We start from the raw sequence: 23101 nt of genomic DNA on the forward strand, positions 1-23101 counted from the left end.
CCTACCCGATCGTTCCCACGCTCTGCGTGGTAACGCCGCCATGGACGCTCCGCGTCCACTGTGACGCGGAGCGTCACGGGATGCATTCCCACGCAGAGCGTGGGAACGATCAGGTGGATCAGCGTTCGCTACGCAGCATCTCCTTTGGCACATACTTGCCGATTTCAAACTTGCCGATCGCCGCGCGGTGCACTTCGTCCGGGCCGTCGGCCAGGCGCAAAGTACGTTGCATGGCGTACATGTAGGCCAGCGGGAAATCGTTCGACACACCGGCTCCACCATGCATCTGGATCGCCCGGTCGATCACCCGCAATGCGACGTTCGGTGCGACGACTTTGATCTGCGCAATTTCGCTCTTCGCCACTTTATTGCCGACGGTGTCCATCATGTACGCGGCTTTCAACGTCAGCAGACGTGCCATGTCGATTTCCATCCGCGAGTCGGCGATCTTGTCGACGTTACCGCCCAGACGCGCCAGCGGTTTGCCGAAGGCAGTGCGGCTCACCGCGCGTTTGCACATCAATTCCAATGCACGTTCAGCCATGCCGATTGAGCGCATGCAGTGGTGAATCCGGCCTGGGCCAAGACGACCCTGAGCGATTTCGAAACCGCGGCCTTCACCGAGCAGAACGTTTTCGTACGGCACGCGCACATTGTCGAAGAGCACCTCGGCGTGGCCGTGTGGCGCGTCGTCGTAACCGAATACCGGCAACGGACGGACGATCTTCACGCCGGGAGTGTCGACCGGCACGAGGATCATCGAGTGCTGGGCGTGGCGTGGTGCATCGGGGTTGCTCAGGCCCATGAAGATCAGGATCTTGCAGCGCGGATCGCAGGCGCCGGAGGTCCACCATTTTTTGCCGTTGATCACCCACTCGTCGCCATCACGCACGGCGCGGGCCGCCATGTTGGTAGCGTCGGAGGAAGCCACATCCGGTTCGGTCATGGCGAACGCCGAGCGGATCTCGCCTCGTAGCAACGGTTCGAGCCAGCGTTGTTTCTGTTCTTCGTTGGCGTAGCGCACCAGCACTTCCATGTTGCCGGTGTCTGGCGCCGAGCAGTTGAACGGCTCCGGCCCGAGCAGCGAGCGGCCCATGATTTCCGCCAGTGGCGCGTATTCGAGGTTGGTCAGACCGGCACCGAGCTCCGATTCCGGCAGAAACAGATTCCACAGGCCTTCGGCCTTGGCCTTGGCTTTGAGCTCTTCCATGATCGCCGTCGGCTGCCAGCGATCGCCTTCGGAGACCTGGCGCTCGAACACGGCCTCGGCCGGGTAAACGTAAGTGTCCATGAACGCGGTCACGCGCTCACGCAGTTCTTGCACCTTGGGCGAATAAGCGAAATCCATGATCAATTACCTTCTTGGGCAGAGGTTGTTTAAGTCATGCAATCGATGCTAGAACAGCGCTGATAATTTACCTAGCCTATTCTCGGCGTGTATAAACATTCATCACCGATATATGATCCAGTGATCGCCAGCCCTTAAAAACAAGAGAAGCCGCGTTATGAATCTGAGCAAGGTCGACCTCAACCTTTTCATCGTCTTCGACGCGATCTACACCGAAGCCAACCTGACCCGCGCCGGGCAGATTGTCGGCATCACTCAGCCGGCGGTATCCAACGCATTGGCACGGTTGCGCGAGACCTTTAACGATCCGCTGTTCGTGCGCACCGCGCAGGGCATGGTGCCGACGCCGATGGCGCAGAACATCATCGGCCCGGTGCGCAACGCCCTGTCGCTGCTGCGCGTGTCGGTTCAGGAAAGCCGCATTTTCAACCCGGCACAAGCAGTCAAGACTTACCGCATCAGCATGACCGACCTCACCGAGGCGGTGATTCTGCCTCCGCTGTTCCAGCGCCTGCGCCGTCTGGCGCCGACGGTGATCATCGAAAGTTTTCTGTCCAAACGCCGGGAAACCACCAAGGAACTGGCCGCCGGGCGTCTGGATTTTGCCGTCGATGCGCCGCTTAACACCGACCCGCAGGTGCGCCACGTCAAGCTGATGGAAGACCGTTACGTCTGCGCGATGCGCAAGGGACATCCGATGGCGGGCAAAGAAAAGCTATCGCTGGATGACTATCTGTCGCTGACCCATATCCACATTTCCAGCCGCCGCAGTGGTTTGGGTTATGTTGATCTGGCGCTGGGCAAAATGGGCATTCAGCGCAAGATCGCCCTGCGTTCGCAGCATTATTTGATGGCCTCGCAAGTGATGCAGCAGACCGACATGGTCATGACCGTGCCGGAGCGCTTTGCCCGTCGGCATGAACTGCAGGCGTTTAATCTGCCGGTCAATGATGTGCCGCCGGTGGAGACGCATCTGTATTGGCATGAGAGTACTGACCAGGACCCGGCGAATCGCTGGATGCGTGAGCAGATGATCGAGTTGTGCCAGCAGGTGACGGCGCAGGAGAAGAAGCTCGATAAGGTGTAGGGCTTTTTACCGCGTCTTCGTTCTTCGCGAGCAGGCTCGCTCCCACAGGTTCTCGGTCGAACACAAATCCGTATTCAACACAGATCCACTGTGGGAGCGAGCCTGCTCGCGAAGGGGCCATCAAATACAACAAAAATCATCCCGCTTGACGTAAACGTCAACCTGCCATTAGCTTAGCGCCAAGACCTTTTTCCGAGCGCTTCCATGAGCAGCCAGACTTACAGCATCTCCGACCTCGCCCGCGAGCTGGACATCACCACCCGGGCGATCCGCTTTTATGAAGAGCAAGGCCTGCTCAGTCCTGAGCGCCGCGGCCAGGAACGCATCTATTCGCCGCGCGACAAAGTCAGCCTGAAGCTGATCCTGCGCGGCAAGCGCATCGGTTTTTCGCTGGCCGAATGCCGCGAACTGATCGAGCTTTACGACCCCTCCAGCGGTAACACCAAACAGCTCAACAGCATGCTGGCGAAAATCAGCGAGCGCCGCGAGCAGCTTGAGCAGCAGTTGCTGGATATCGAACAGATGAAGCTGGAACTCGATACCGCCGAAGAGCGCTGCGTGCAGGCGCTGGAGCAGACGCTCAAGAGCCAGCAGGCCATTTAGCCAACAACACAAATCCCCTTGTAGGAGTGAGCCTGCTCGCGATAGCCGTGTGTCAGTCGAAATAAATGCTGACTGACACTGCGCTATCGCGAGCAGGCTCACTCCTACAGGGGTTCTCCACGAATTCAAAAGAGCAGGTCAACCGCCATGTCCCTCCCCTCCCAAGTACGCCTGATCGAAGTCGGCCCGCGCGATGGCCTGCAGAACGAAGCCCAACCGATCAGCGTCGCCGACAAGGTGCAACTGGTCGATGCTCTCAGCGCCGCCGGCCTCGGCTATATAGAAGTCGGCAGTTTCGTTTCGCCCAAATGGGTACCGCAGATGGCCGGTTCTGCCGAGGTGTTCGCGCAGATCCAGCGCAAACCCGGCGTGACCTACGGTGCACTGGCGCCGAACCTGCGCGGCTTCGAAGACGCCATAGCTGCCGGGGTCAAGGAAGTCGCGGTGTTCGCCGCGGCCTCCGAAGCCTTCTCGCAACGCAACATCAACTGCTCGATCAGCGAAAGCCTGGCGCGGTTTGCGCCGATCATGGAAGCCGCGCAGCAGCACGGCGTTACCGTGCGCGGTTACGTGTCCTGCGTGCTCGGTTGCCCATATGAAGGCACGGTCGCGCCGGAACAAGTGGCGATGGTCGCGCGCGAGTTGTATGCAATGGGCTGCTACGAAGTTTCACTGGGCGACACCATAGGCACTGGCACTGCTGGCGCGACTCGCCGCTTGTTTGAAGTGGTTTCAGCGCAAGTGCCACGAGAAAAACTGGCCGGGCATTTCCACGACACCTACGGTCAGGCCATGGCCAACATCTACGCCAGCCTGCTCGAAGGCATTTCGGTATTCGACAGCTCTATCGCGGGCCTCGGCGGCTGCCCGTACGCCAAAGGCGCGAGCGGTAACGTTGCCACCGAAGACGTGGTGTACCTGCTCAATGGCTTGGGTATCAAGACCGGAATCGACCTGGACGCCTTGATTGCCGCGGGTCAGCAGATCAGCGCGGTGCTCGGCCGCCCGAGCGGTTCGCGCGTGGCCAAGGCTCGTAGCGCACAGTGAAGGGGAAAGGTGTTACCGCTGAGTCTGGAATGTGGGGCTCAAGCGAGTAACACGGAAACAAATTGTCTGGTTTCGCTGGAGTGAAAATTTGCTGAAATTCTCAAATCATTGATTTATAAGGATTTTTAAAAGTTGGCACGGCTTCTGCTATCTCTATGGCATAACAAGAATAAAAAGCAGCAAACCAATAAAAATAAGACGTACCGACTCTGACATAACAAAAACAACACGGCAGAGACGCAGCTAACAGATTTTTTTGGAGAAGGTGTGCTTTTCAGGGTGCTCTCAGGAGTGACCCGCAACCGGGCAGAGAACAATAAAACTACCTTCAGGTAGCTCCCGAATCGGTTGGATCGTTTAACGAGAAAGCAGATCAGCGCTCAAAAAAATACGTTTGCTCTTGACCCCGGATGGGGGTCGCCAAAAACAGCGGTAAAGGGCAACGGTTGCCAAAAACAACAACAGACCGACCCTCAATAATAAAAAAGAGCACGCGACGACAAAATTAAAGGGGAGCTTCGGCTCCCCTTTGTGCTTTCTGTGATTTGTGTTTTCACTGCGTATCCCCTGTGGGAGCGAGCCTGCTCGCGAAAGCGTTGTATCAGACACATCTGCCCTGAATGACACACTGCATTCGCGAGCAGGCTCGCTCCCACATTGAATCCTCGTCAGGCGTGCTTTTCGCGTAGCTCTTCGATGCTTATTTCCCGCATGCGGAATTTCTGAATCTTGCCCGTGACCGTCATCGGAAACTCTTCAACGAACTTGAAGTGCCGTGGCGTCTTGAAGTGCGCGATGCGCTCCTTGCACCAGGTTTGCAGTTCCAGTTCGGAAGCGCTGTGGCCGGGGTGGAACTTGATCCAGGCAACAATCTCCTCGCCGTAACGCGAGCACGGAATGCCGATCACCTGCACGTCCGCCACCGCCGGATGGGTGAAGAAAAACTCTTCCAGCTCACGCGGATAAACGTTCTCGCCACCACGGATGATCATGTCCTTGTTACGCCCGGCGATGTTGACGTAACCCTCCTCGTTCATGCTCGCCATGTCTCCGGTGTGCATCCAGCCCGCCTCATCGATGGCTTCGGCGGTGGCCTGCGGATTGTTCCAGTAGCCGAGCATCACGCTGTAACCACGGGTGCAGAGTTCGCCGATGGTGCCGCGCGACACGAGGTTGCCGACCTCGTCGATGATCTTGCTTTCCAGTTGTGGCTGGGTGCGGCCGACGGTGGTCACGCGCAGCTCCAGTTCATCGTTCGGCCCGGTTTGCAGCGACACCGGGCTGGTTTCGGTCATGCCATACGCAATCTGCACTTCGCTCATGTGCATCTCGCTGATGACCCGGCGCATCACTTCGATCGGGCAGGTCGCGCCGGCCATGATCCCGGTGCGCAGGCTCGACAGATCGAATTCGCCGCGTTGCGGCTGGTCGAGCATGGCGATGAACATGGTCGGTACGCCGTAGAGGCCGGTGGCCTTTTCTTCGGCGACGGTTTGCAGGGTCAGCAACGGGTCGAAGGCATCGTTGGGGTAAATCATCGTGCTGCCGTGGGTGATGCAGCCGAGGTTGCCCATGACCATGCCGAAGCAGTGATACAGCGGCACCGGGATCACCAGGCGATCGCGCGGGGTCAGGCCGATGCTTTCGCCGACCATGTAACCGTTGTTGAGGATGTTGTAGTGACTGAGGGTCGCGCCCTTGGGGAAACCGGTGGTGCCGGAGGTGTACTGAATGTTGACCGCTTGATCGAAGTGCAGGCTGTCACTGCGTTCTTGTAGTTGTTCTTCAGAGACACTGGTTGCCATGTCGGACAATTGCGACCACGACAGGAAACCTGACGGTGGCTGCGCGTCGAGGCTGATCACCCCGCGCAACTCTGGCAACCGCTCGCTGCGCAATTGGCCGATGGATTGTTCGGCCAGTTCCGGCACCAGGCCTTGCAACATGCCGTGGTAGTTCGAGGACTTGAATGCCCCGGCGCAGACCAGCCATTGGCAGCCGGATTGCTTGAGCACGTATTCGAGTTCGGAACTGCGATAGGCCGGGTTGATGTTGACCAGGATCACGCCGATTTTCGCCGTAGCGAATTGGCTGATGCACCATTGCGCGCAATTCGGTGCCCAGATACCGAGGCGGTCACCGGCCTGCAAACCCAAAGCGAGCAACGCTCTGGCATGCAGGTCTACCGCATCGGCCAGTTGCCGCCATGAGTAGCGCAACTGCTGATGGCGCACCACCAGCGCTTCACCGTCCGGGTATTGCGCAACAGTCTGATCGAACTTTTGCCCGATGGTCATCGCCAGCAAGGCTTTGTCCTGAGAACCACGGGTGTAGCTGCGCTGCGGGTTTGCACTGGGTTGATCCATGACGACCCCTATTGTCTTTATTTATGGGTTGCCGACGATCACTTGTAGGAGTGAGCCTGCTCGCGATCTCGATCCATCAGTCAACATTTACGTCGACTGACACAACGCGATCGCGAGCAGGCTCACTCCTAAAAAAACCAATCAGCTTTCAATCTTGAACTGCCCCTACTCTCGCTCAAGTTGACGTTAACGTAAAGGGTGATTGACAGCCATCCGTCACAGGCTTACGTTAACGTAAAGGTGAGAGCCGAGTGACCGCCCTCCCCACCCTACAAAAAAGCCAAAAGGTGACCCATGAGCTATCCATCCCTGAACTTCGCCCTCGGTGAAACCATCGACATGCTGCGCGATCAGGTTCAGTCCTTTGTCGCCAAGGAGATCGCCCCGCGCGCGGCGCAGATCGACAGCGACAACCTGTTCCCCGCCGACATGTGGCGCAAGTTCGGTGACATGGGCCTGCTCGGTATCACTGTGCCGGAAGAGTACGGCGGCGCTGGGCTGGGTTACCTGGCACACGTGGTGGCGATGGAGGAAATCAGCCGCGGTTCGGCCTCTGTAGCGCTGTCCTACGGTGCGCACTCCAACCTCTGCGTCAACCAGATCAACCGCAACGGCAACCATGAACAAAAAACCAAATACCTGCCGAAACTGATCAGCGGCGAACACGTCGGCGCGCTGGCGATGAGCGAGCCAAACGCCGGCTCCGACGTGGTCTCGATGAAACTGCGCGCCGACAAACGCGGCGACCGCTTCGTCCTCAACGGCAGCAAAACCTGGATCACCAACGGCCCTGACGCCAACACTTACGTGATCTACGCCAAGACCGACCTGGAAAAAGGCCCGCACGGCATCACCGCCTTCATCGTCGAGCGCGACTGGAAAGGCTTCAGCCGCAGCAACAAATTCGACAAGCTCGGCATGCGCGGCTCCAACACCTGCGAGCTGTTCTTCGATGACGTCGAAGTGCCGGAAGAAAACATCCTCGGCGTCCTCAACGGCGGCGTGAAAGTGCTGATGAGCGGCCTCGATTATGAGCGTGTGGTTCTCTCCGGCGGCCCGACAGGGATCATGCAGTCGTGCATGGATCTGATCGTGCCGTACATCCACGATCGCAAACAGTTCGGCCAGAGCATCGGCGAATTCCAGCTGATCCAGGGCAAAGTCGCCGACATGTACACCCAACTCAACGCCAGCCGCGCCTACCTCTATGCAGTCGCCCAGGCCTGCGAGCGCGGCGAAACCACCCGTAAGGACGCCGCCGGCGTGATCCTCTACACCGCCGAACGCGCCACACAAATGGCCCTCGACGCGATCCAGATTCTCGGCGGTAACGGTTACATCAACGAATTCCCGGCGGGTCGTCTGCTGCGCGACGCCAAGCTGTACGAAATCGGCGCCGGCACCAGTGAGATCCGGCGCATGCTGATCGGTCGCGAACTCTTCAACGAAACGAAATGAATTTCGTCAGCTGCGAGCCGCAAGTTTCAACCTTTAAGAGAACCGCTTTAACTTGCCGCTCCAAGCTTGCACCTCGTAGCTGCTTACGGAGTAAGCCATGATTCTGCACACTCAGCTCAATCCTCGTTCGGCGGAATTCGCCGCCAACAGCGCGGCGATGCTCAAACAGGTCGACGCGCTGCACACCCTGCTCGCCCAAGTGGCGCAAGGCGGCGGCGCGAAAGCTCAGGAGCGCCACACCTCGCGCGGCAAATTGCTGCCGCGGGAGCGCATCAACCGCTTGCTTGATCCGGGTTCGCCGTTTCTGGAAATCAGTCAATTGGCCGCCCACGCGGTTTACGGCGAAGACGTACCCGCCGCTGGTGTGATCGCCGGGATCGGTCGTGTCGAAGGCGTCGAGTGCATGATCGTCGCCAACGACGCAACGGTTAAGGGCGGTTCGTACTACCCGCTGACCGTGAAAAAACACCTGCGCGCGCAGACCATCGCGCAGCAGAATCGCCTGCCGTGCATCTATCTGGTGGACTCCGGTGGCGCCAACCTGCCGCGTCAGGACGAAGTGTTCCCGGACCGCGAGCACTTCGGGCGGATCTTCTTCAACCAGGCCAACATGAGCGCGATGGGCATTCCGCAAATCGCTGTGGTCATGGGCTCCTGCACTGCTGGCGGCGCCTATGTGCCGGCGATGGCTGACGAAGCGATCATGGTGCGCAATCAGGCGACGATTTTCCTCGCCGGGCCGCCGCTGGTGAAGGCCGCGACCGGTGAAGTGGTCAGCGCCGAGGATCTGGGCGGCGCCGATGTGCACTGCAAAATTTCCGGGGTCGCCGACCACTACGCCGAGAGCGACGAACATGCCCTCGCCCTCGCCCGCCGCAGCATTGCCAATCTCAACTGGCGCAAGCTCGGCGAAGTGCAACAGCGCGCACCGATTGCGCCGCTGTACGCTAGCGACGAGTTGTACGGTGTGGTTTCGGCTGATGCGAAGCAACCGTTCGACGTGCGCGAAGTGATTGCGCGACTGGTCGACGGTTCGGTGTTCGATGAATTCAAAGCGCTGTTCGGCACCACGCTGGTCTGCGGTTTCGCGCATCTGCACGGTTACCCGATCGCGATTCTGGCCAACAACGGCATCCTCTTCGCCGAAGCCGCGCAGAAAGGCGCGCACTTCATCGAACTGGCTTGCCAGCGCGGCATTCCGCTGCTGTTTTTGCAGAACATCACCGGTTTCATGGTCGGCCAGAAATACGAGGCCGGCGGCATCGCCAAGCACGGCGCAAAACTGGTAACCGCCGTTGCTTGCGCAAAAGTGCCGAAATTCACCGTGATCATCGGCGGCAGCTTTGGCGCCGGCAACTACGGCATGTGCGGGCGCGCTTACGATCCACGCTTCCTGTGGATGTGGCCGAACGCGCGGATCGGCGTGATGGGCGCCGAGCAGGCAGCGGGCGTGTTGGTGCAGGTCAAACGCGAACAGGCTGAACGCAGTGGTCAGGCCTTCAGCGCCGAGCAGGAGGCCGAGATCAAGCAACCGATTCTCGACCAGTACGAAGAGCAGGGTCACCCCTACTATTCCAGCGCACGGCTGTGGGACGACGGCGTCATCGACCCGGCGCAGACCCGCGATGTGCTGGCCCTGGCCTTGTCCGCGTCGTTGAACGCGCCAATCGAACCGAGCCGCTTCGGCGTGTTCCGGATGTGATCGGGAGAATCTCATGAGCGACTTCAATACACTCGAACTGCAAACCGACCCACGGGGTTTCGCGACGCTGTGGCTTAACCGCGCCGAAAAGAACAACGCGTTCAACGCCGAAATGATCCGCGAGTTGATCCTTGCCCTCGACAAAGTCGCCAGCGACGCCAGCCTGCGTTTCTTGCTGGTGCGTGGCCGTGGCAAGCATTTCAGCGCCGGCGCCGATCTGGCGTGGATGCAGCAATCGGCCGAGCTCGATTACCACACCAACCTCGACGACGCCCGCGAACTCGCGGAGCTGATGTACAACCTCGCCAAGCTGAAAATTCCCACAGTCGCCGTGGTCCAAGGCGCGGCGTTCGGTGGTGCACTGGGGTTGATCAGTTGCTGCGACATGGCGATTGGCGCCGATGATGCGCAATTCTGCCTGTCGGAAGTGCGCATTGGTCTGGCCCCTGCGGTAATCAGCCCGTTCGTGGTGCAGGCCATCGGCGAACGTGCTGCGCGGCGCTATGCGCTGACCGCCGAACGTTTCGGCGGCCAACGCGCTCGGGAAATCGGCTTGTTGTCCGACAGCTATCCAGCCGCTGAACTGGAACAACAAGTCGAACAGTGGATCAACAACCTGCTGCTCAACAGCCCCGCCGCGATGCGTGCCAGCAAGGATTTGCTGCGTGAAGTCGGCAACGGCGCGCTGACCCCGGCACTGCGCCGTTATACCGAAAACGCCATCGCCCGTATCCGCGTCAGCCCCGAAGGCCAGGAAGGTCTGCGCGCTTTTCTGCAAAAACGTCCGCCGAGCTGGCAAGCCGCAACCACCACCAAGGAGCCGCGTTGATGAGCGCACCTGTTCTCACCACCCTGCTGGTGGCCAACCGTGGCGAAATTGCCTGTCGCGTAATGCGCACCGCCAAAGCGCTGGGCCTGACCGCGGTCGCCGTGCACAGCGCCACCGACCGTGAAGCGCGGCACAGCCGTGAAGCCGACATTCGCGTCGATCTCGGTGGCAGCAAAGCCGCCGACAGTTATCTGCAAATCGACAAACTGATCGCGGCGGCCAAGGCCAGCGGCGCGCAGGCGATTCATCCGGGTTACGGGTTTCTCTCGGAAAACGCCGGTTTCGCCCGAGCTATCGAAGCGGCCGGTTTGATTTTCCTCGGCCCGCCCGCTTCGGCCATCGATGCCATGGGCAGCAAATCCGCCGCCAAAGCGCTGATGGAAACCGCTGGCGTGCCACTGGTGCCGGGTTATCACGGTGAAGCGCAGGATCTCGAGACCTTCCGCGATGCTTGCGAGCGTATCGGTTATCCGGTGCTGCTCAAGGCCACGGCCGGCGGTGGCGGCAAAGGCATGAAAGTGGTCGAGGACGTCAGCCAACTCGCCGAAGCCCTCGCCTCGGCACAGCGTGAAGCGCAGTCATCGTTTGGCGATTCGCGGATGCTGGTGGAAAAATATCTGCTCAAGCCGCGTCACGTGGAAATCCAGGTGTTCGCCGATCAACATGGCAACTGCCTGTACCTCAACGAGCGTGATTGCTCGATTCAACGGCGCCATCAGAAAGTCGTCGAAGAAGCTCCGGCCCCGGGCTTGTCCCCGGAACTGCGTCGGGCGATGGGCGAGGCGGCTGTGCGCTCGGCGCAGGCGATCGGATATGTCGGCGCCGGTACTGTGGAATTTTTGCTGGATGCGCGCGGTGAGTTCTTCTTTATGGAGATGAATACGCGCCTGCAAGTAGAGCATCCAGTGACCGAGGCCATCACCGGTCTGGACCTGGTCGCGTGGCAGATCCGCGTAGCCCGTGGTGAAGCGCTGCCGATCACCCAGGCGCAGGTGCCGTTGAACGGTCATGCGATTGAAGTGCGCTTGTACGCTGAAGACCCTGCGAATGACTTCCTGCCGGCGACCGGGCGTCTGGCGTTGTATCGCGAATCGGCTGAAGGGCCTGGGCGCCGGGTCGATAGCGGGGTTGAAGAAGGCGATGAAATTTCGCCGTTCTACGACCCGATGCTCGGCAAACTGATTGCCTGGGGCGAGGATCGTGAGCAGGCGCGCCTGCGTCTGTTGAGCATGCTCGACGAATTCGCGATTGGCGGATTGAAGACCAACATCAACTTTTTGCGGCGGATCATCGCCCATCCGGCGTTCGCGGCGGCGGAGCTGGATACCGGATTTATTCCGCGCTATCAGGAGCAATTGCTGCCTGCTCCCGGCACGTTGAGCGATGAATTCTGGAAAGCGGCGGCTCAAGCGGTGGCGCAAAGCCTGCCCCAGCTTGTGCGTCAGGATGACCCTGCTTCGCCGTGGTCATTCAATAGTGGTTTACGTGCAGGTCTGCCACTGGAAATCACCCTGCATTTGAGTTGCGAGGGCCAGGATCGCGCCTTGACGCTGAATGCCGCTGATCACGCCAGACTGTCGGGTGAAACACTCATCGTCGAGCACGACGGCGTCCGTCGTACGTTGCGCGCCATTCGCCAGGGCGATGCGCTCTATCTGCAATGGGAAGGCGAGTTGCGGCGCATCGAGACGTACGACCCGATCAGTGCCGTCGAAGCCAGCCACAGCCATCAGGGCGGACTGACCGCGCCAATGAACGGCAGCATTGTCCGTGTGCTGGTCGAGGCTGGGCAATCGGTAGAGGCCGGTGCGCAACTGGTGGTGCTGGAAGCGATGAAGATGGAACACAGCATCCGTGCGCCGCATGCCGGGGTGATCAAAGCGCTGTATTGCCAGGAAGGTGAAATGGTCGGCGAAGGCAGCGCTTTGGTTGAACTGGAAGCAGTGTGAATATGAGGATCGATCCTACGCCTGGCGAGGATCGATCTGACTAGTAACGCGCCGTTGCCTGAACCACAACGCCGATGATTCGACACTCATCGGTCAGCAGCGCCTTTGGCCACGTCGGATTGAGCGGTACCAGGTAACGCTGGCCGCCCTCTTCGTCGAGCTTGCGGAAGATCGCTTCAGGGCTGTCGGGCCATTGTGCGATTACCAGTTTGCCGGGCACCGCCTCGGCCGCCGGATCAACCAGAATCAGCATGCCTTCGGCAATGCTCTGGCCACTGGGGGCGGTCATTGAATCCCCCGTCACCGTCAACCAGAACGCCGGACCACGCGCGTGGTAATCCGTCAGTTCGAAGCGCTGTTTGCCTGAAGGCTTGGCGTAGGACGTGGCGTCGCTCTCGCGCACCTCGCACGTCGTCTGCCAATCGCTGACCGGGTAACGGAAATACGGGTTGTACTTCTGCGCCAGCGGCATGTCGTCGTCAGGTGTTATTTGCGGTTCCCGGATCACCAGCACCACTTCCAGAAAATCCATGCCCAGCGCTTGCAGCACGCGATTCATTTGCGTGATGCCGGGTTCGCGACGCTTGTTCGGCCAATGGCCGATCCCGCCCTGGGACATGCCGACGCGCTCTCCGAGCTCTGTTTGAGTGATTTTGAGTTCACTCATCTTGGCCTTGACCAACTCAATCCATTTATCCATGTGCAGCACCTTACGTCGACGCCTTCGGCCAGCAAAACACATATTGTAGTATTTAAATTCTGGTCACAACTACACAAAGTACTATTCTGAAGACACGGATTTTCAATCGACCAAGGAGTGCCTCTTCATCATGAATATCAGCAGCAAAGACTTGCCCGATCTGCAAATGGACACCACCTTCACCTCGCCTCAGGGCAATGCAGCGGCGCAGCGAGCGTTGGACTATTACTTGAAACCAGCTGTGTCAGAACCCGAGGTCGACGAACGTTTTTTCGATGTCAGGCGCCATCTGAGCGGCGAAGAAGCCCTGGTGCACGCCTCGGATCTGTTGCGCTGTGCCGCAGCCACGGCGTTCAAGGCAGCCGAAAACCTGCAAGGCGCGAGTCGCGATCTGGCGTTTTCAGTGGTGCACATGGTGGATATGGCGCGGGCAATGGTCGACCATTCGCTCGATGGCGATGAAGCTTGAGCAACGGGACAGCGGACGGACAGGAAAGAATTTTCCAATCGCGCAGATAAAAACATTTGACTTGCAAATGATAATGATTATTATTGCATGCAGCTGGTCGCGAGATCAGTCGATGGACCAGAGACCTTAGGTCGGTCTTCTGGACTATCTCCTCATCAGGCTAATCACGGTTTTTGACCCGGCTTTTTGCCGGGTCTTTTTTTGCCCGTTTTTCGGGCTTGTGTCTTCAGGCTAATGAAGTCTTTAGGTGTTGCGAATTCGATGGCGCGGATAATATCAAAAGAATATCGCTTGGCAAGCCGAGCCCGGCCACATTGGGGCAAACTAATGACAATTAGCACTTGAGAATCAATCGCACAGTCTCTAAGCTGCATCCGCGTCATGGAGGACGCCCCCCGCCACACCCCGCAATTCCCCTCGGTTTCAGACCTGCCTGCGTGTAAAGTAACGGCCATAAAAATCATATTCAGGAATCGATTATGACCGTGGCCAAATCCTCGTTCGACATCAGTGCCAACTTCGACAGCGGCAACATCCAAGTCATCGACATCAGCAATCCGCTCAATCCGGTTCTGGCCATTCGCCCGGATACCCGCAGCGCCCATTTTCAGTGGTTCCACTTCAAGGCCAGCGGCCTGCATGTTCATCAGGAACACTGGTTTCGCCTGGTCAACGCCAGCCAGTCCTCCTATAACAAAGCCTGGACCGGCTATCAGGCAGTCGCCTCCTACGACCACGTCAACTGGTTCCGCATTCCAACCAGTTTTGAAGGTGACAGCCTGCGTTTTTGCCTTGAGGCGGAGCAAACCCATGCATGGTTTGCGTATTTCGAACCCTACAGCCGTGGCCGTCACGACTGGCTGATCGATCAGGCCCTGAGCAAGGCCGGCACCGAACTGCTGGCCACCGGCAAGAGCGTCGAAGGTCGCGATATTCAACTGCTGCGCAAAGGCACCGGCGCCGAAGGTCAGCGCAAAATCTGGATCATTGCTCAACAGCATCCCGGCGAACACATGGCTGAATGGTTCATGGAAGGCGTCATCGAACGTCTGGAAAGACACGACGATCCTGTGCTGAACAAACTGCTGGCCAGCGCTGATTTGTACCTGGTGCCGAACATGAATCCCGACGGTGCCTTCCACGGTCACCTGCGCACCAATGCGATGGGCCAGGACTTGAACCGCGCCTGGCAGAACGCCAGTCAGGACATCAGCCCCGAGGTACTTTTCGTACAACAGCAAATGGAAAAGTACGGCGTCGATCTGTTCCTCGACGTACATGGCGACGAAGAAATCCCCCACGTATTCACCGCCGGTTGTGAAGGCAATCCGGGTTACACACCGCGCATCGAAAAGCTCGAAGAGCATTTCCGCAGCCACCTGAAACACACCACCAAAGACTTCCAGACCAAGTACGGCTACACCCGCGACGAACCGGGCCAGGCCAACATGACCCTGGCGTGCAACAGCGTCGGACAGAAATACGACTGCCTGTCACTGACCCTGGAAATGCCGTTCAAGGATCACGACGACCATCCCGACAAGGTAACCGGCTGGTCGGGCAAACGCTCGAAACAACTGGGCAAAGACGTGCTGACCACCATCGCCGACATGGTTGATACCTTGCGCTGATCCCCTCCTCCGTCCCTCAAAAGATCGCAGCTTGTCTGCGATCTTTTGCTTTCTGCCATTCGTACTTTCGTGCAAACAGGTTGCAAAATAAAACCTGAATCAATACCGTGATCAAGGTTTTATTTTGAAACCTAAAAGGATGCGGGATATGAAACCTCTCAACAGCAGCGCCGTTTTGCTTTTCTCTGTGGCCTGCGGTCTGGCCGTGGGCAACGTGTATTACGCCCAGCCATTGCTGGACGCCATGGCTGAAGCGTTTGCGATGTCGCCGGCGACTATCGGCATCGTCATCACCCTGACGCAAATCGGTTACGGCATCGGCCTGGTGTTACTGGTGCCCCTCGGCGATCTGCTCAATCGACGCCGATTGATCGTCACTCAAACCCTGCTGTCGGCAGCGGCGTTGTTGATGATCGCGCTGGCGCCCAGCAGTGTCTGGCTGCTGCTCGGCATGACGTTGACGGGGCTGCTCGCCGTGGTGACGCAGGTGCTGGTGGCTTACGCCGCCACACTGGCGATCCCTACACAACGCGGGCGCGTGGTCGGTGTGGTCACCAGCGGTATCGTCGTCGGCATCTTGCTGGCACGCACGGTCGCCGGCGGCATGGCCGATCTGGCCGGCTGGCGTGCAATCTACTTTCTGTCAGCAGGGCTGACACTGTTGATGGCGTTGCTGCTGTTTCGCGTCCTGCCCAAGCGCGAATCTCCACAACCGGCGACTGGCTACATCGCACTGATCGCCTCGGTATTCAGTCTGTTCAAAGAAGAACCGGTACTGCGCCAACGCGCATTCCTCGCCCTGCTGACCTTCGCCAGCGCGATGGTGCTGTGGACGCCGATGGTGTTGCCACTGGCCGCGCCGCCACTGTCCCTGTCGCACAGTGAAATCGGTCTGTTCGGTCTGGCCGGCGCAGCAGGTGCGCTGGCCGCCGCACGGGCCGGACACTTGGCTGATCGCGGCCTCGGCCAATGGGTCAGCGGACTTTCGCTGTTACTGATGCTCGCCTCCTGGCTGCCGATCGCCCTCACCCAATCCTCGTTGTGGGCATTACTGCTGGGTGTGATCACCCTCGATTTGGCTCTGCAAGCCGTGCACGTCACCAGCCAGAGCATGATCTACAGTGTGCGCCCCGAAGCACAAAGCCGCCTCACTGCCGGTTACATGCTGTTCTACTCGATCGGCAGCGCACTCGGCTCCATCGGTTCGACCGCGATGTACGCGTGGGCCGGCTGGATCGGCGTGTGCCTGCTCGGCGCCGGCATCAACGCCGTGGCGCTGGCTTACTGGTGGTTGACCCTGAAAAGCGGCGCACCGGCACGATGCGCCACTCCGATGAGTTAACTGCGATCGCGACCACGCAACATGCTGTCGAGCACTTCGTCACGGCGCACCCAGCCATGGAACAACGCCGCCGCCAGATGCAGCAGCACCGTCAGGAACAACAGATAGGCCAGATACCCGTGAGCCTTGCGCAAAAACGCGAACAACTGCGCATCGGCCGGGACGATCGATGGCAACTGCAACGTTGTGCTGAGCATGACCGGCTCACCCGAGGCGCTGATCATCGCCCAGCCCAGCAACGGCAACACCAGCATCAACGCGTACAACAACAGATGTGAAGCCTTGGCCGCCAGCACTTGCCAGCCTGGCAGATCCGCGGGCAACGGTGGCTGGCGCGTGGTGAGCCGCACCAGCAAACGCAAAATCACCAACGCCAGAATCGCGATGCCCAGCGGTTTGTGCAGATGGATCAGCCATTCATGCCGCTCGGACACCGAGGTGACCATACCTGCACCGATAAACAACATGGCAATGATCATCAGCGCCATCAGCCAATGCAGCAGTCGCGCCAACAGGGCGAAATGCGTCGGTTGAGTTCTCATGGACGAGCCTCCTGTTTAGCGGCGGGCAACTGACTGACTTCGCTGGTGCGACGCAGGTAGGAATTGGCGTAACCGGCGGAACGGGCCGCGAGCAACGGGTCGTCGGAACCTTGAATCCCGGCCGGCAACACCAGCGGGTCGTAGTTGATATCACGGCATTCGCCGCTCAGTTGCGGCTGGGTCTTTTCCAGCACCAGCGTGCCCGCGTTCAACACTTTGCGCCCGGCCGGCCAGGTCTTGCTGGCGTCGTTCACCGGATCCTCAGGATTGGCCAAGGTGATGTTCAACTGAAAGCGCAGCGGCGCTGAGGCCAAACGTTGCACCAGATCCTTCTCGAGAAAATCGCCACCCTCAGGCGCAGTGGCGCCCGCAGCGTCCCGTGCCAACGGTGTCATGCTCCAGCGTACGGCCTGCTTTTTACCGCTGGCGTCGACCAGATAAAACGCGTTGACGCTGTTGTAAGTTTCGGTGGCATAACTGGCCGACGGCTTGGCGGTTTTCACCCAGGTCAGAAACGGCACGGCTTCCGGGTGCGAGGCAAAGAAGGCCGGGACCTTGCTCGGATCAGGTTTACCCGTGGCCGGGTCCGGCGACTGTGCCTGCTGCAATTGATAAAACGCCTCAGGCGTACCGACCGGGAACACCGGCATGCTGTTCATCCCGGTGCGCCACTGCTGCCCGTTGGCCTGGGTGAACCGCAGCGCCAGACTGCGAATCGGCACGCTGCTGTCCGGTGCATACGGATTGCCCGCCGGCAGCGCGAATCGCCCAACCACCGGAGTCTGCGGCTCGTTGAACACTTGCGCAGTGGAAAACACCCGCGCCTCGCCGCTGCTCTCGAAATGCCCGATCACGCACACGCCTTTGGCATGGTTACGGCGAAACCCGGGGTGTACGCCGTTGTTCTTCTCCAGCACATCGACCAGCGCTTTTGGCGTCAGGCGTTGTGGGTCGAAGTTACCGTGAACGTAGGCAAACGCCCCGGCCACTGCAGCGACTACCACGGCAATGCCGCCCAGACGCAGAACCAGGCTCGCCGCACTCAGTGGCGGGCGCTGTGGGCCGCCGGGCGGTGCAGAATCGGGTGATGAACGATCAACCATGAAAGACTCCAGGGCCATCGGCCACAAGTAGGAAGAATCAGCAAGACGCACCTCGTGTGGATTTATTCCCCGCCTCGGTATTTATTTTTCCGAACGTGGAATAACCTCCAACGACGGACGTCTCCCTAGTCCACAGCGTAGTGACTAGCAGAATTTCATGAGCGAATTCGACGAACAGTTGAGAGAAATCATTCCCAGATTGCGCCGCTTTGCCGTGTCACTGACACGCAACAGCAGCAGCGCCGACGATCTGGTGCAGGCGTGCCTTGAGCGGGCGCTGTCGAGTTGGGGCGACAAACGCGCTGAAGGTGACTTGCGTGCCTGGCTGTTTGCGATCCTCTATCGGCAGTTTCTCGATGCCCATCGCCGCTCGCGACGCTACGCGCGGATGCTCGAGTTCTTCACCGGACGCGACGATGCCGAACCCTCGGTGGAACGCACCGTGATCGCCCAATCGACCCTGCAAGCCTTCGACCGCTTGCCCACCGAACAGCGCGCCCTGCTGCTGATGGTCTCGGTGGAAGGCCTTTCCTATAAAGAGGTCGCCGCGATTCTCGACGCCCCGATCGGCACCGTGATGTCGCGCCTGTCCCGCGCCCGCCAGGCCTTGCGCCAGCTCAGCGACGGCGAAATCAGCAGCCCTTCTTTGCGGATACTCAAATGATCAGCCTGCCTCCCAACGAGCGTGACTTGCACGCCTACGTCGACCACCAACTCAGCGACACCGACCGGCGCGTGCTGGAGACCTGGCTGGCCAACCATCCGGACGAAGCGGCGCAGGTTCGCGCCTGGCAACAGGATGCCCAACAATTGCGCGCGGCACTCAGCGGTGCGTTGCAGCAACCGGCCAATCCGGCCCTTGACCCTGCCATGATCCGTCAGCGCCGCCAGCGTCAGTCACGGCGTCATCTGGCCAGCGCCGCGGTGTTGCTGATCGCAGTGAGCATCGGAGGCTTCAGTGGCTGGCAGGCTCGCGAAATGACTCTCGTGCGCCCATCCATGTTACCGATGACCGACGCCTTGCAAGCCTATCGCCTGATCGCCCAGCAAGGGATGCTGCCGGCCGATTACAAGGTCGACAATGACGGCGACATGCAACGCTGGCTCGATCGTTATTTCAACCGGGCCAGTCGTTTACCGGACCTGAAGGCGGCCGGGTTCGAACCGGTCAGCGGACGCTTGCTCAGCACTGACGAAGGCCCGGCGGCGATGGTCATGTATGAGGATGGCAGCGGGCATAAGGTGAGTTTCTACGTGCGCCCGCCGGGGCCAAAGAACACCTTTTTGCCCCGTGGCAGCCGCAGTGACGGAGACTTGCAGGCGCAGTACTGGTCGGGCGACGGGTACAACTATGCGATGGTCAGCCCGGTTGATACGCCGGCGGCGCAACAGCTCAAGCAATCACTGCAATTCTGAATCCAGTGAGGACTCCAATGTGGGAGCGAGCCTGCTCGCGAATGCGGTGGATCAGCAACACTGTTGTCGACTGACATCCCCATTCGCGAGCAGGCTCGCTCCCACAAGGGTTCAGCGTCAGGCTCAGAAACCTACGTCGAGCACCACATTATCCAGATAAGTGCCCGCCGGTGGCGTGGTCTGGTCGGTGTAGATCTTCGCGTTGTAGTTGAAGATCTGGCTGCCCGTGCCCAACCCGTTACCCGGATTGACCTCGGCATCGGTACTCGCCCGCCGCGCCGCGCCGACACTGCCCCAGCGCGTAGTGCCGGCGCTTTTGAAAATGTCGTAGGCCAGATAATTGCTCCCGGAAATCATCCGTCGCCGGCCGCCGACACTCACCGCATTCTGCCCGTCGCTCAATCCCACTGTATAAGCACTGCCCTTGGTGCAGGCCAGATTGATGGTCTGTCCGGTCACCGGCGTGAACGCGCTGACCACCGGCGCGCTGCCGAACGCGATGTTCGGCGCAGTAATCGTGCAGTCATTGGACACCGTCAGATTCACCGTCAGCGAAGTCGTGCCGTTGGCGATATCGCGCCCGAGACAGATAGCGCCAATGCCGATCCCAGAGCAGTAATTCCAGTTCCAGAAAATGCTCAGCGTCTCGGTATACACCCCGGCGGCAACGTTGCTGCCAATGGTTGTACCGAGGTAGAGCGGCACCGTTTTCGGCGTCGTACCATTGAGCAGGCCAAGGGCATCGATGATGCCGTTGCGCGCAAAGTCATAGGCCGTGCCGCGGGTCAGCGGGTAACTGGTGCTGTTGTTGGCGTAGATCGTGTAGCTGATGACATCGCCGGTCGGCCCGACCAGCCCCCCTTGAGTCGAAGACACAGTGCCCCAGAAGTGGTCGTTACTGGTCAGCAAGGACAGCAGCGAACCGGTGCAACTCAAACCCGCATTCAGTGTGGAACTGGGCTGCGAAGTCGTGCGCACGGCAATCGAACTGAGCGTACCGAACGCCGCCGGTGTGGTGCTGACCACCGAGCACGCGGCCTGCACCGCCCCCGGCAGCATCAGCGCCAGCATCAATAGCCATCGCCTGAACATCATTGACACACCAACGGCCCGAGCAATGGCACCTGATCCTGATTCAGGTCGACGCTGAACTGTGCCCGACAGGTCTTGCCGTCGCCCAGCGTGACCAGCAGCGAATTCTGCGCCTGCAGGTTCTCCAGATAAACCAGCCCATCCCAACCGACCACCGTCCGCGTGCCGCTCTGCTCATGCAGCACGCCCGCGCCCAGCGGCAGCTCGCGCTGCTGCGCATCGACCAGCACGATGCTCGCGGCGATCACCCGGCTCAGCGGAAACTCCAGCAGATAACCGCTGCCTCGGCGCACGGCAATGCGCTGTTCGACGTTGGGGCTGCGCACGTTGGCCGGCAGATTCAGTGGATCGATTTCATACTTGCCGCGGTAATACGCGCTGCTCCACGGCACCAGCAAATGACCGTTCTTGTCGGTCTGACCGACCTGCTGGTTTTCGTAGCGCACCGGAATGTCGGCGAAACCCTCGGTGCTGACCACCACAAACGCATCGTCGATGCGGTTGGCGGCGAACACCTGGCGATCCATCCACACCAGCGAACCACTGGCGTCGGCCCAACGGGTTTCGGCGTCGGAAGTGCCATAGACCCCGGCCTGCAATTGCACCGACTGCAGGCGCCAGGTCACGTCAGCCTGACGATAATCGGCGCCATCACCCTTGGCGTAACCCAGATTGAAACCTACGCCACCCTCAGTCGGCACCGCACGACTGTAGTTGACCCGCTGCTGGCTCTGCCCGGTTTTACTGCGCTCGGTGCTGATCGCCAGACTGCCGCGCAGATCGAACGGGACCACCAGTTGCGCCTGCACAGCCCAGTTGCTGTCGCCGATCTCGCGGTTGGCCGAGAGGTAGAAACTGCTGTTGCGCCACAGCGGTTTGCTCCAGCTCAGGTTGAGCAGACGCGTGCGTGAATCGTCCGCTGCACGCACATCGAAATAGCCGGCGCCGAGGCTGCCCCAGCGGTCGAGATTGAGGCTCAAGGTCGCCTGTTCGCTGCGCCGGCTCAGGCTGATATAAGGGCTGTCGACCACGGTCAGGTCGGCGTATTGATCATGCCGTTGCAGGCGCTGATAAGAAAAACTGAAACGCTGGTTGCTGTACTGATAGCCCAAACTGATTTGCTGACCGCCCTCACCGTCGAAACGGCTCTGGCTCAACGCACTGTTAAGCACGCCAAAATTGCCCAGTTGCAGGTTGCCACCGAGGCCACCGAGGGTCAGCGAGTCGGCTGCTTCGGCATGGCTTTCCAGAGTAAAACTGTCGCTGACGCCATAACGCAGGCTGCCGGACGTGACACCCGGGCCATAGTTGAAATCCTTCAAGCCGTAGTCGCGGCGCAACGTACCGGCGGCCACGGAAAAATCGCTCAAGCCCTTTTGCAGCAAGGTGCTGGTGACATAGAACGGCACCGTGGTCGACACCTGCCGGCCCAATGCATCGGTGGTCACCACCACCGCTTCGCCCGCGCCGTTGATGAACGGAATGTTGGTCAGCGTGTAGGGCCCAGGCTGTAAATCTGCGCTGCTGGACTTGTAGCCATTGATGAACAGATCCACCGAGGACGGCACTGCTGCTTCACCGGCAAATTGCGGCAGCGGATAGGTCACCAGATCCGGGCGCACCGCAAAATCCCGAGAGAACTGCACGCCGCCCAAACGCACCGAACTGCTCCACGGCAACGCACCGCTGATCACGTCACCGGCCTCGTAGGTGAGCATTCGCTCGTCATCGGAGTAACGCCAGGTGGTGTCGTAACGCAGGTAGCCATTGTTCAGCGTGTTGAGTGAATCACCGGACAAGGTGCGCCGGTATTGCCCGGTATTGGACAACGTGCCCCAACTGTCGAACAGCCGCACTTCGTTCCACGCCGCCAGATAAGTGCCGGCATCGTCGGTGTCGTTGAGGTACAAGTCATAGTTGAACAGCGCGCCGAAACTGCTCAATGCCGGAGTGCGCGGGTAAGCCTGGCGATTACCGATGAACTGTTCCGGCAGCCAGTCCGGCGGCACGTCCAGCAGCAGGCGCTGACCGACACTGTCATAGTCGCTGTGCAGCCCCGGCAGGCTGTCGAGATCGACCTCGACGGCGAGGTTGTCGGGCAGTTTCATGCCGGTTTCGCGCAACGCCGTCGCCGGTACAAACAAGCGCCCGTCGCGCTGCTGCACTGCCACGACGCGTCCGGTATTCATCTGGTTGACCACCAGTTCCAGAAACAACTGTGCATCACTCACGGCCTCCATGCCGCTGGGCGGCGGCGGCAGATCGCCGGCCCCGGATGGTTGAACGAACATCAGGCAACACGCGCCGGTGATGAACCACAACGGACGCTGAATACGGCGAGCCAATCCCGGGCTCATACACGTTTTACGTCCGTCAATGGACTGAATCCTCCTGATACCGCTTTAGCCGCCGCCAGA

The 23101-nt window shown here is 59.8% G+C and carries 19 protein-coding genes; 12 read left to right on the plus strand and 7 right to left on the minus strand.

The window, feature by feature from the left end:
* Window positions 1–118: 118 nt before the first annotated feature.
* On the minus strand, window positions 119–1348 hold the full coding sequence (locus tag PspS49_RS18945; RefSeq protein ID WP_127928975.1) for an acyl-CoA dehydrogenase: 1230 nt from the start codon (window positions 1346–1348) through the stop codon (window positions 119–121).
* A 157-nt stretch (window positions 1349–1505) separates the two neighbouring features.
* Between PspS49_RS18945 and PspS49_RS18950 the strand changes: the two genes are divergently transcribed.
* The 3 genes from PspS49_RS18950 (at window position 1506) to PspS49_RS18960 (ending at window position 4085) form a co-directional block, all read left to right on the plus strand.
* Window positions 1506–2435 carry a LysR family transcriptional regulator gene (locus PspS49_RS18950; RefSeq protein ID WP_016986544.1) on the plus strand — a complete coding sequence of 310 codons (930 nt, stop codon included), beginning with the start codon at window positions 1506–1508 and terminating at the stop codon, window positions 2433–2435.
* 204 nt (window positions 2436–2639) lie between these two features.
* Window positions 2640–3038: a MerR family DNA-binding transcriptional regulator gene (locus PspS49_RS18955; RefSeq protein ID WP_042559912.1), complete on the plus strand. Its 399-nt coding sequence runs from the start codon at window positions 2640–2642 to the stop codon at window positions 3036–3038.
* Between the two features lie 147 nt (window positions 3039–3185).
* The gene (locus PspS49_RS18960) at window positions 3186–4085 is read left to right on the plus strand and encodes a hydroxymethylglutaryl-CoA lyase (protein ID WP_077573650.1); all 900 of its coding nucleotides are present in this window, start codon (window positions 3186–3188) and stop codon (window positions 4083–4085) included.
* A 668-nt stretch (window positions 4086–4753) separates the two neighbouring features.
* Here PspS49_RS18960 and PspS49_RS18965 read toward each other — a convergent pair.
* Entirely contained in the window at window positions 4754–6451 is a 1698-nt protein-coding gene (locus PspS49_RS18965) for an AMP-binding protein (RefSeq protein WP_160040999.1), read from the minus strand.
* A 294-nt stretch (window positions 6452–6745) separates the two neighbouring features.
* On the opposite strand from PspS49_RS18965, the gene PspS49_RS18970 reads away from it, so the two are divergent.
* The 4 genes from PspS49_RS18970 (at window position 6746) to PspS49_RS18985 (ending at window position 12389) form a co-directional block, all read left to right on the plus strand.
* Complete coding sequence (locus tag PspS49_RS18970) at window positions 6746–7909, plus strand: isovaleryl-CoA dehydrogenase (RefSeq protein ID WP_122590347.1); 1164 nt, start codon at window positions 6746–6748, stop codon at window positions 7907–7909.
* 97 nt (window positions 7910–8006) lie between these two features.
* Window positions 8007–9611 (plus strand): carboxyl transferase domain-containing protein, encoded by a 1605-nt coding sequence (locus tag PspS49_RS18975; RefSeq protein WP_160041001.1) that lies wholly within the window; start codon window positions 8007–8009, stop codon window positions 9609–9611.
* Window positions 9612–9624: 13 nt separating this feature from the next.
* Complete coding sequence (locus PspS49_RS18980) at window positions 9625–10440, plus strand: gamma-carboxygeranoyl-CoA hydratase (protein ID WP_127928979.1); 816 nt, start codon at window positions 9625–9627, stop codon at window positions 10438–10440.
* Complete coding sequence (locus PspS49_RS18985) at window positions 10440–12389, plus strand: acetyl/propionyl/methylcrotonyl-CoA carboxylase subunit alpha (protein WP_160041003.1); 1950 nt, start codon at window positions 10440–10442, stop codon at window positions 12387–12389. Before PspS49_RS18980 ends, PspS49_RS18985 begins: the two co-directional genes overlap by 1 nt.
* Before the next feature lie 40 nt (window positions 12390–12429).
* Here PspS49_RS18985 and PspS49_RS18990 read toward each other — a convergent pair whose 3' ends face one another.
* On the minus strand, window positions 12430–13089 hold the full coding sequence (locus tag PspS49_RS18990) for a S24 family peptidase (protein ID WP_160041005.1): 660 nt from the start codon (window positions 13087–13089) through the stop codon (window positions 12430–12432).
* Window positions 13090–13219: 130 nt separating this feature from the next.
* Here PspS49_RS18990 and PspS49_RS18995 point away from each other — a divergent pair, with 130 nt between their 5' ends.
* From PspS49_RS18995 to PspS49_RS19005, 3 genes are all read left to right on the plus strand, one after another.
* A complete protein-coding gene (locus tag PspS49_RS18995; RefSeq protein ID WP_093434137.1) occupies window positions 13220–13558 on the plus strand; it encodes a DUF3077 domain-containing protein in 339 nt (112 codons plus the stop codon).
* Between the two features lie 479 nt (window positions 13559–14037).
* A complete protein-coding gene (locus PspS49_RS19000; RefSeq protein WP_160041007.1) occupies window positions 14038–15189 on the plus strand; it encodes a M14-type cytosolic carboxypeptidase in 1152 nt (383 codons plus the stop codon).
* Between the two features lie 148 nt (window positions 15190–15337).
* Window positions 15338–16531: an MFS transporter gene (locus PspS49_RS19005; RefSeq protein ID WP_160041009.1), complete on the plus strand. Its 1194-nt coding sequence runs from the start codon at window positions 15338–15340 to the stop codon at window positions 16529–16531.
* Here PspS49_RS19005 and PspS49_RS19010 read toward each other — a convergent pair.
* Window positions 16528–17073, minus strand: a complete 546-nt coding sequence (locus tag PspS49_RS19010; RefSeq protein WP_160041011.1) for a cytochrome b/b6 domain-containing protein — start codon at window positions 17071–17073, stop codon at window positions 16528–16530. The genes PspS49_RS19005 and PspS49_RS19010 overlap by 4 nt on opposite strands.
* Window positions 17070–18176, minus strand: a complete 1107-nt coding sequence (locus PspS49_RS19015) for a catalase family peroxidase (RefSeq protein ID WP_150751121.1) — start codon at window positions 18174–18176, stop codon at window positions 17070–17072. Before PspS49_RS19015 ends, PspS49_RS19010 begins: the two co-directional genes overlap by 4 nt.
* A gap of 157 nt (window positions 18177–18333) precedes the next feature.
* Here PspS49_RS19015 and PspS49_RS19020 point away from each other — a divergent pair, with 157 nt between their 5' ends.
* Complete coding sequence (locus PspS49_RS19020; protein ID WP_160041013.1) at window positions 18334–18840, plus strand: sigma-70 family RNA polymerase sigma factor; 507 nt, start codon at window positions 18334–18336, stop codon at window positions 18838–18840.
* Window positions 18837–19592 carry an anti-sigma factor gene (locus PspS49_RS19025; protein ID WP_150751122.1) on the plus strand — a complete coding sequence of 252 codons (756 nt, stop codon included), beginning with the start codon at window positions 18837–18839 and terminating at the stop codon, window positions 19590–19592. Before PspS49_RS19020 ends, PspS49_RS19025 begins: the two co-directional genes overlap by 4 nt.
* Before the next feature lie 123 nt (window positions 19593–19715).
* Here the strand turns inward: PspS49_RS19025 and PspS49_RS19030 are convergent, their stop codons facing one another.
* Together PspS49_RS19030 and PspS49_RS19035 are read right to left on the minus strand one after the other, a co-directional pair.
* Window positions 19716–20687: a spore coat U domain-containing protein gene (locus PspS49_RS19030; RefSeq protein ID WP_110719340.1), complete on the minus strand. Its 972-nt coding sequence runs from the start codon at window positions 20685–20687 to the stop codon at window positions 19716–19718.
* Window positions 20684–23041, minus strand: a complete 2358-nt coding sequence (locus PspS49_RS19035; RefSeq protein ID WP_150775911.1) for a fimbria/pilus outer membrane usher protein — start codon at window positions 23039–23041, stop codon at window positions 20684–20686. Before PspS49_RS19035 ends, PspS49_RS19030 begins: the two co-directional genes overlap by 4 nt.
* Window positions 23042–23101 lie beyond the last annotated feature (60 nt).

The organism is Pseudomonas sp. S49, from assembly GCF_009866785.1.
Lineage (GTDB): Bacteria > Pseudomonadota > Gammaproteobacteria > Pseudomonadales > Pseudomonadaceae > Aquipseudomonas.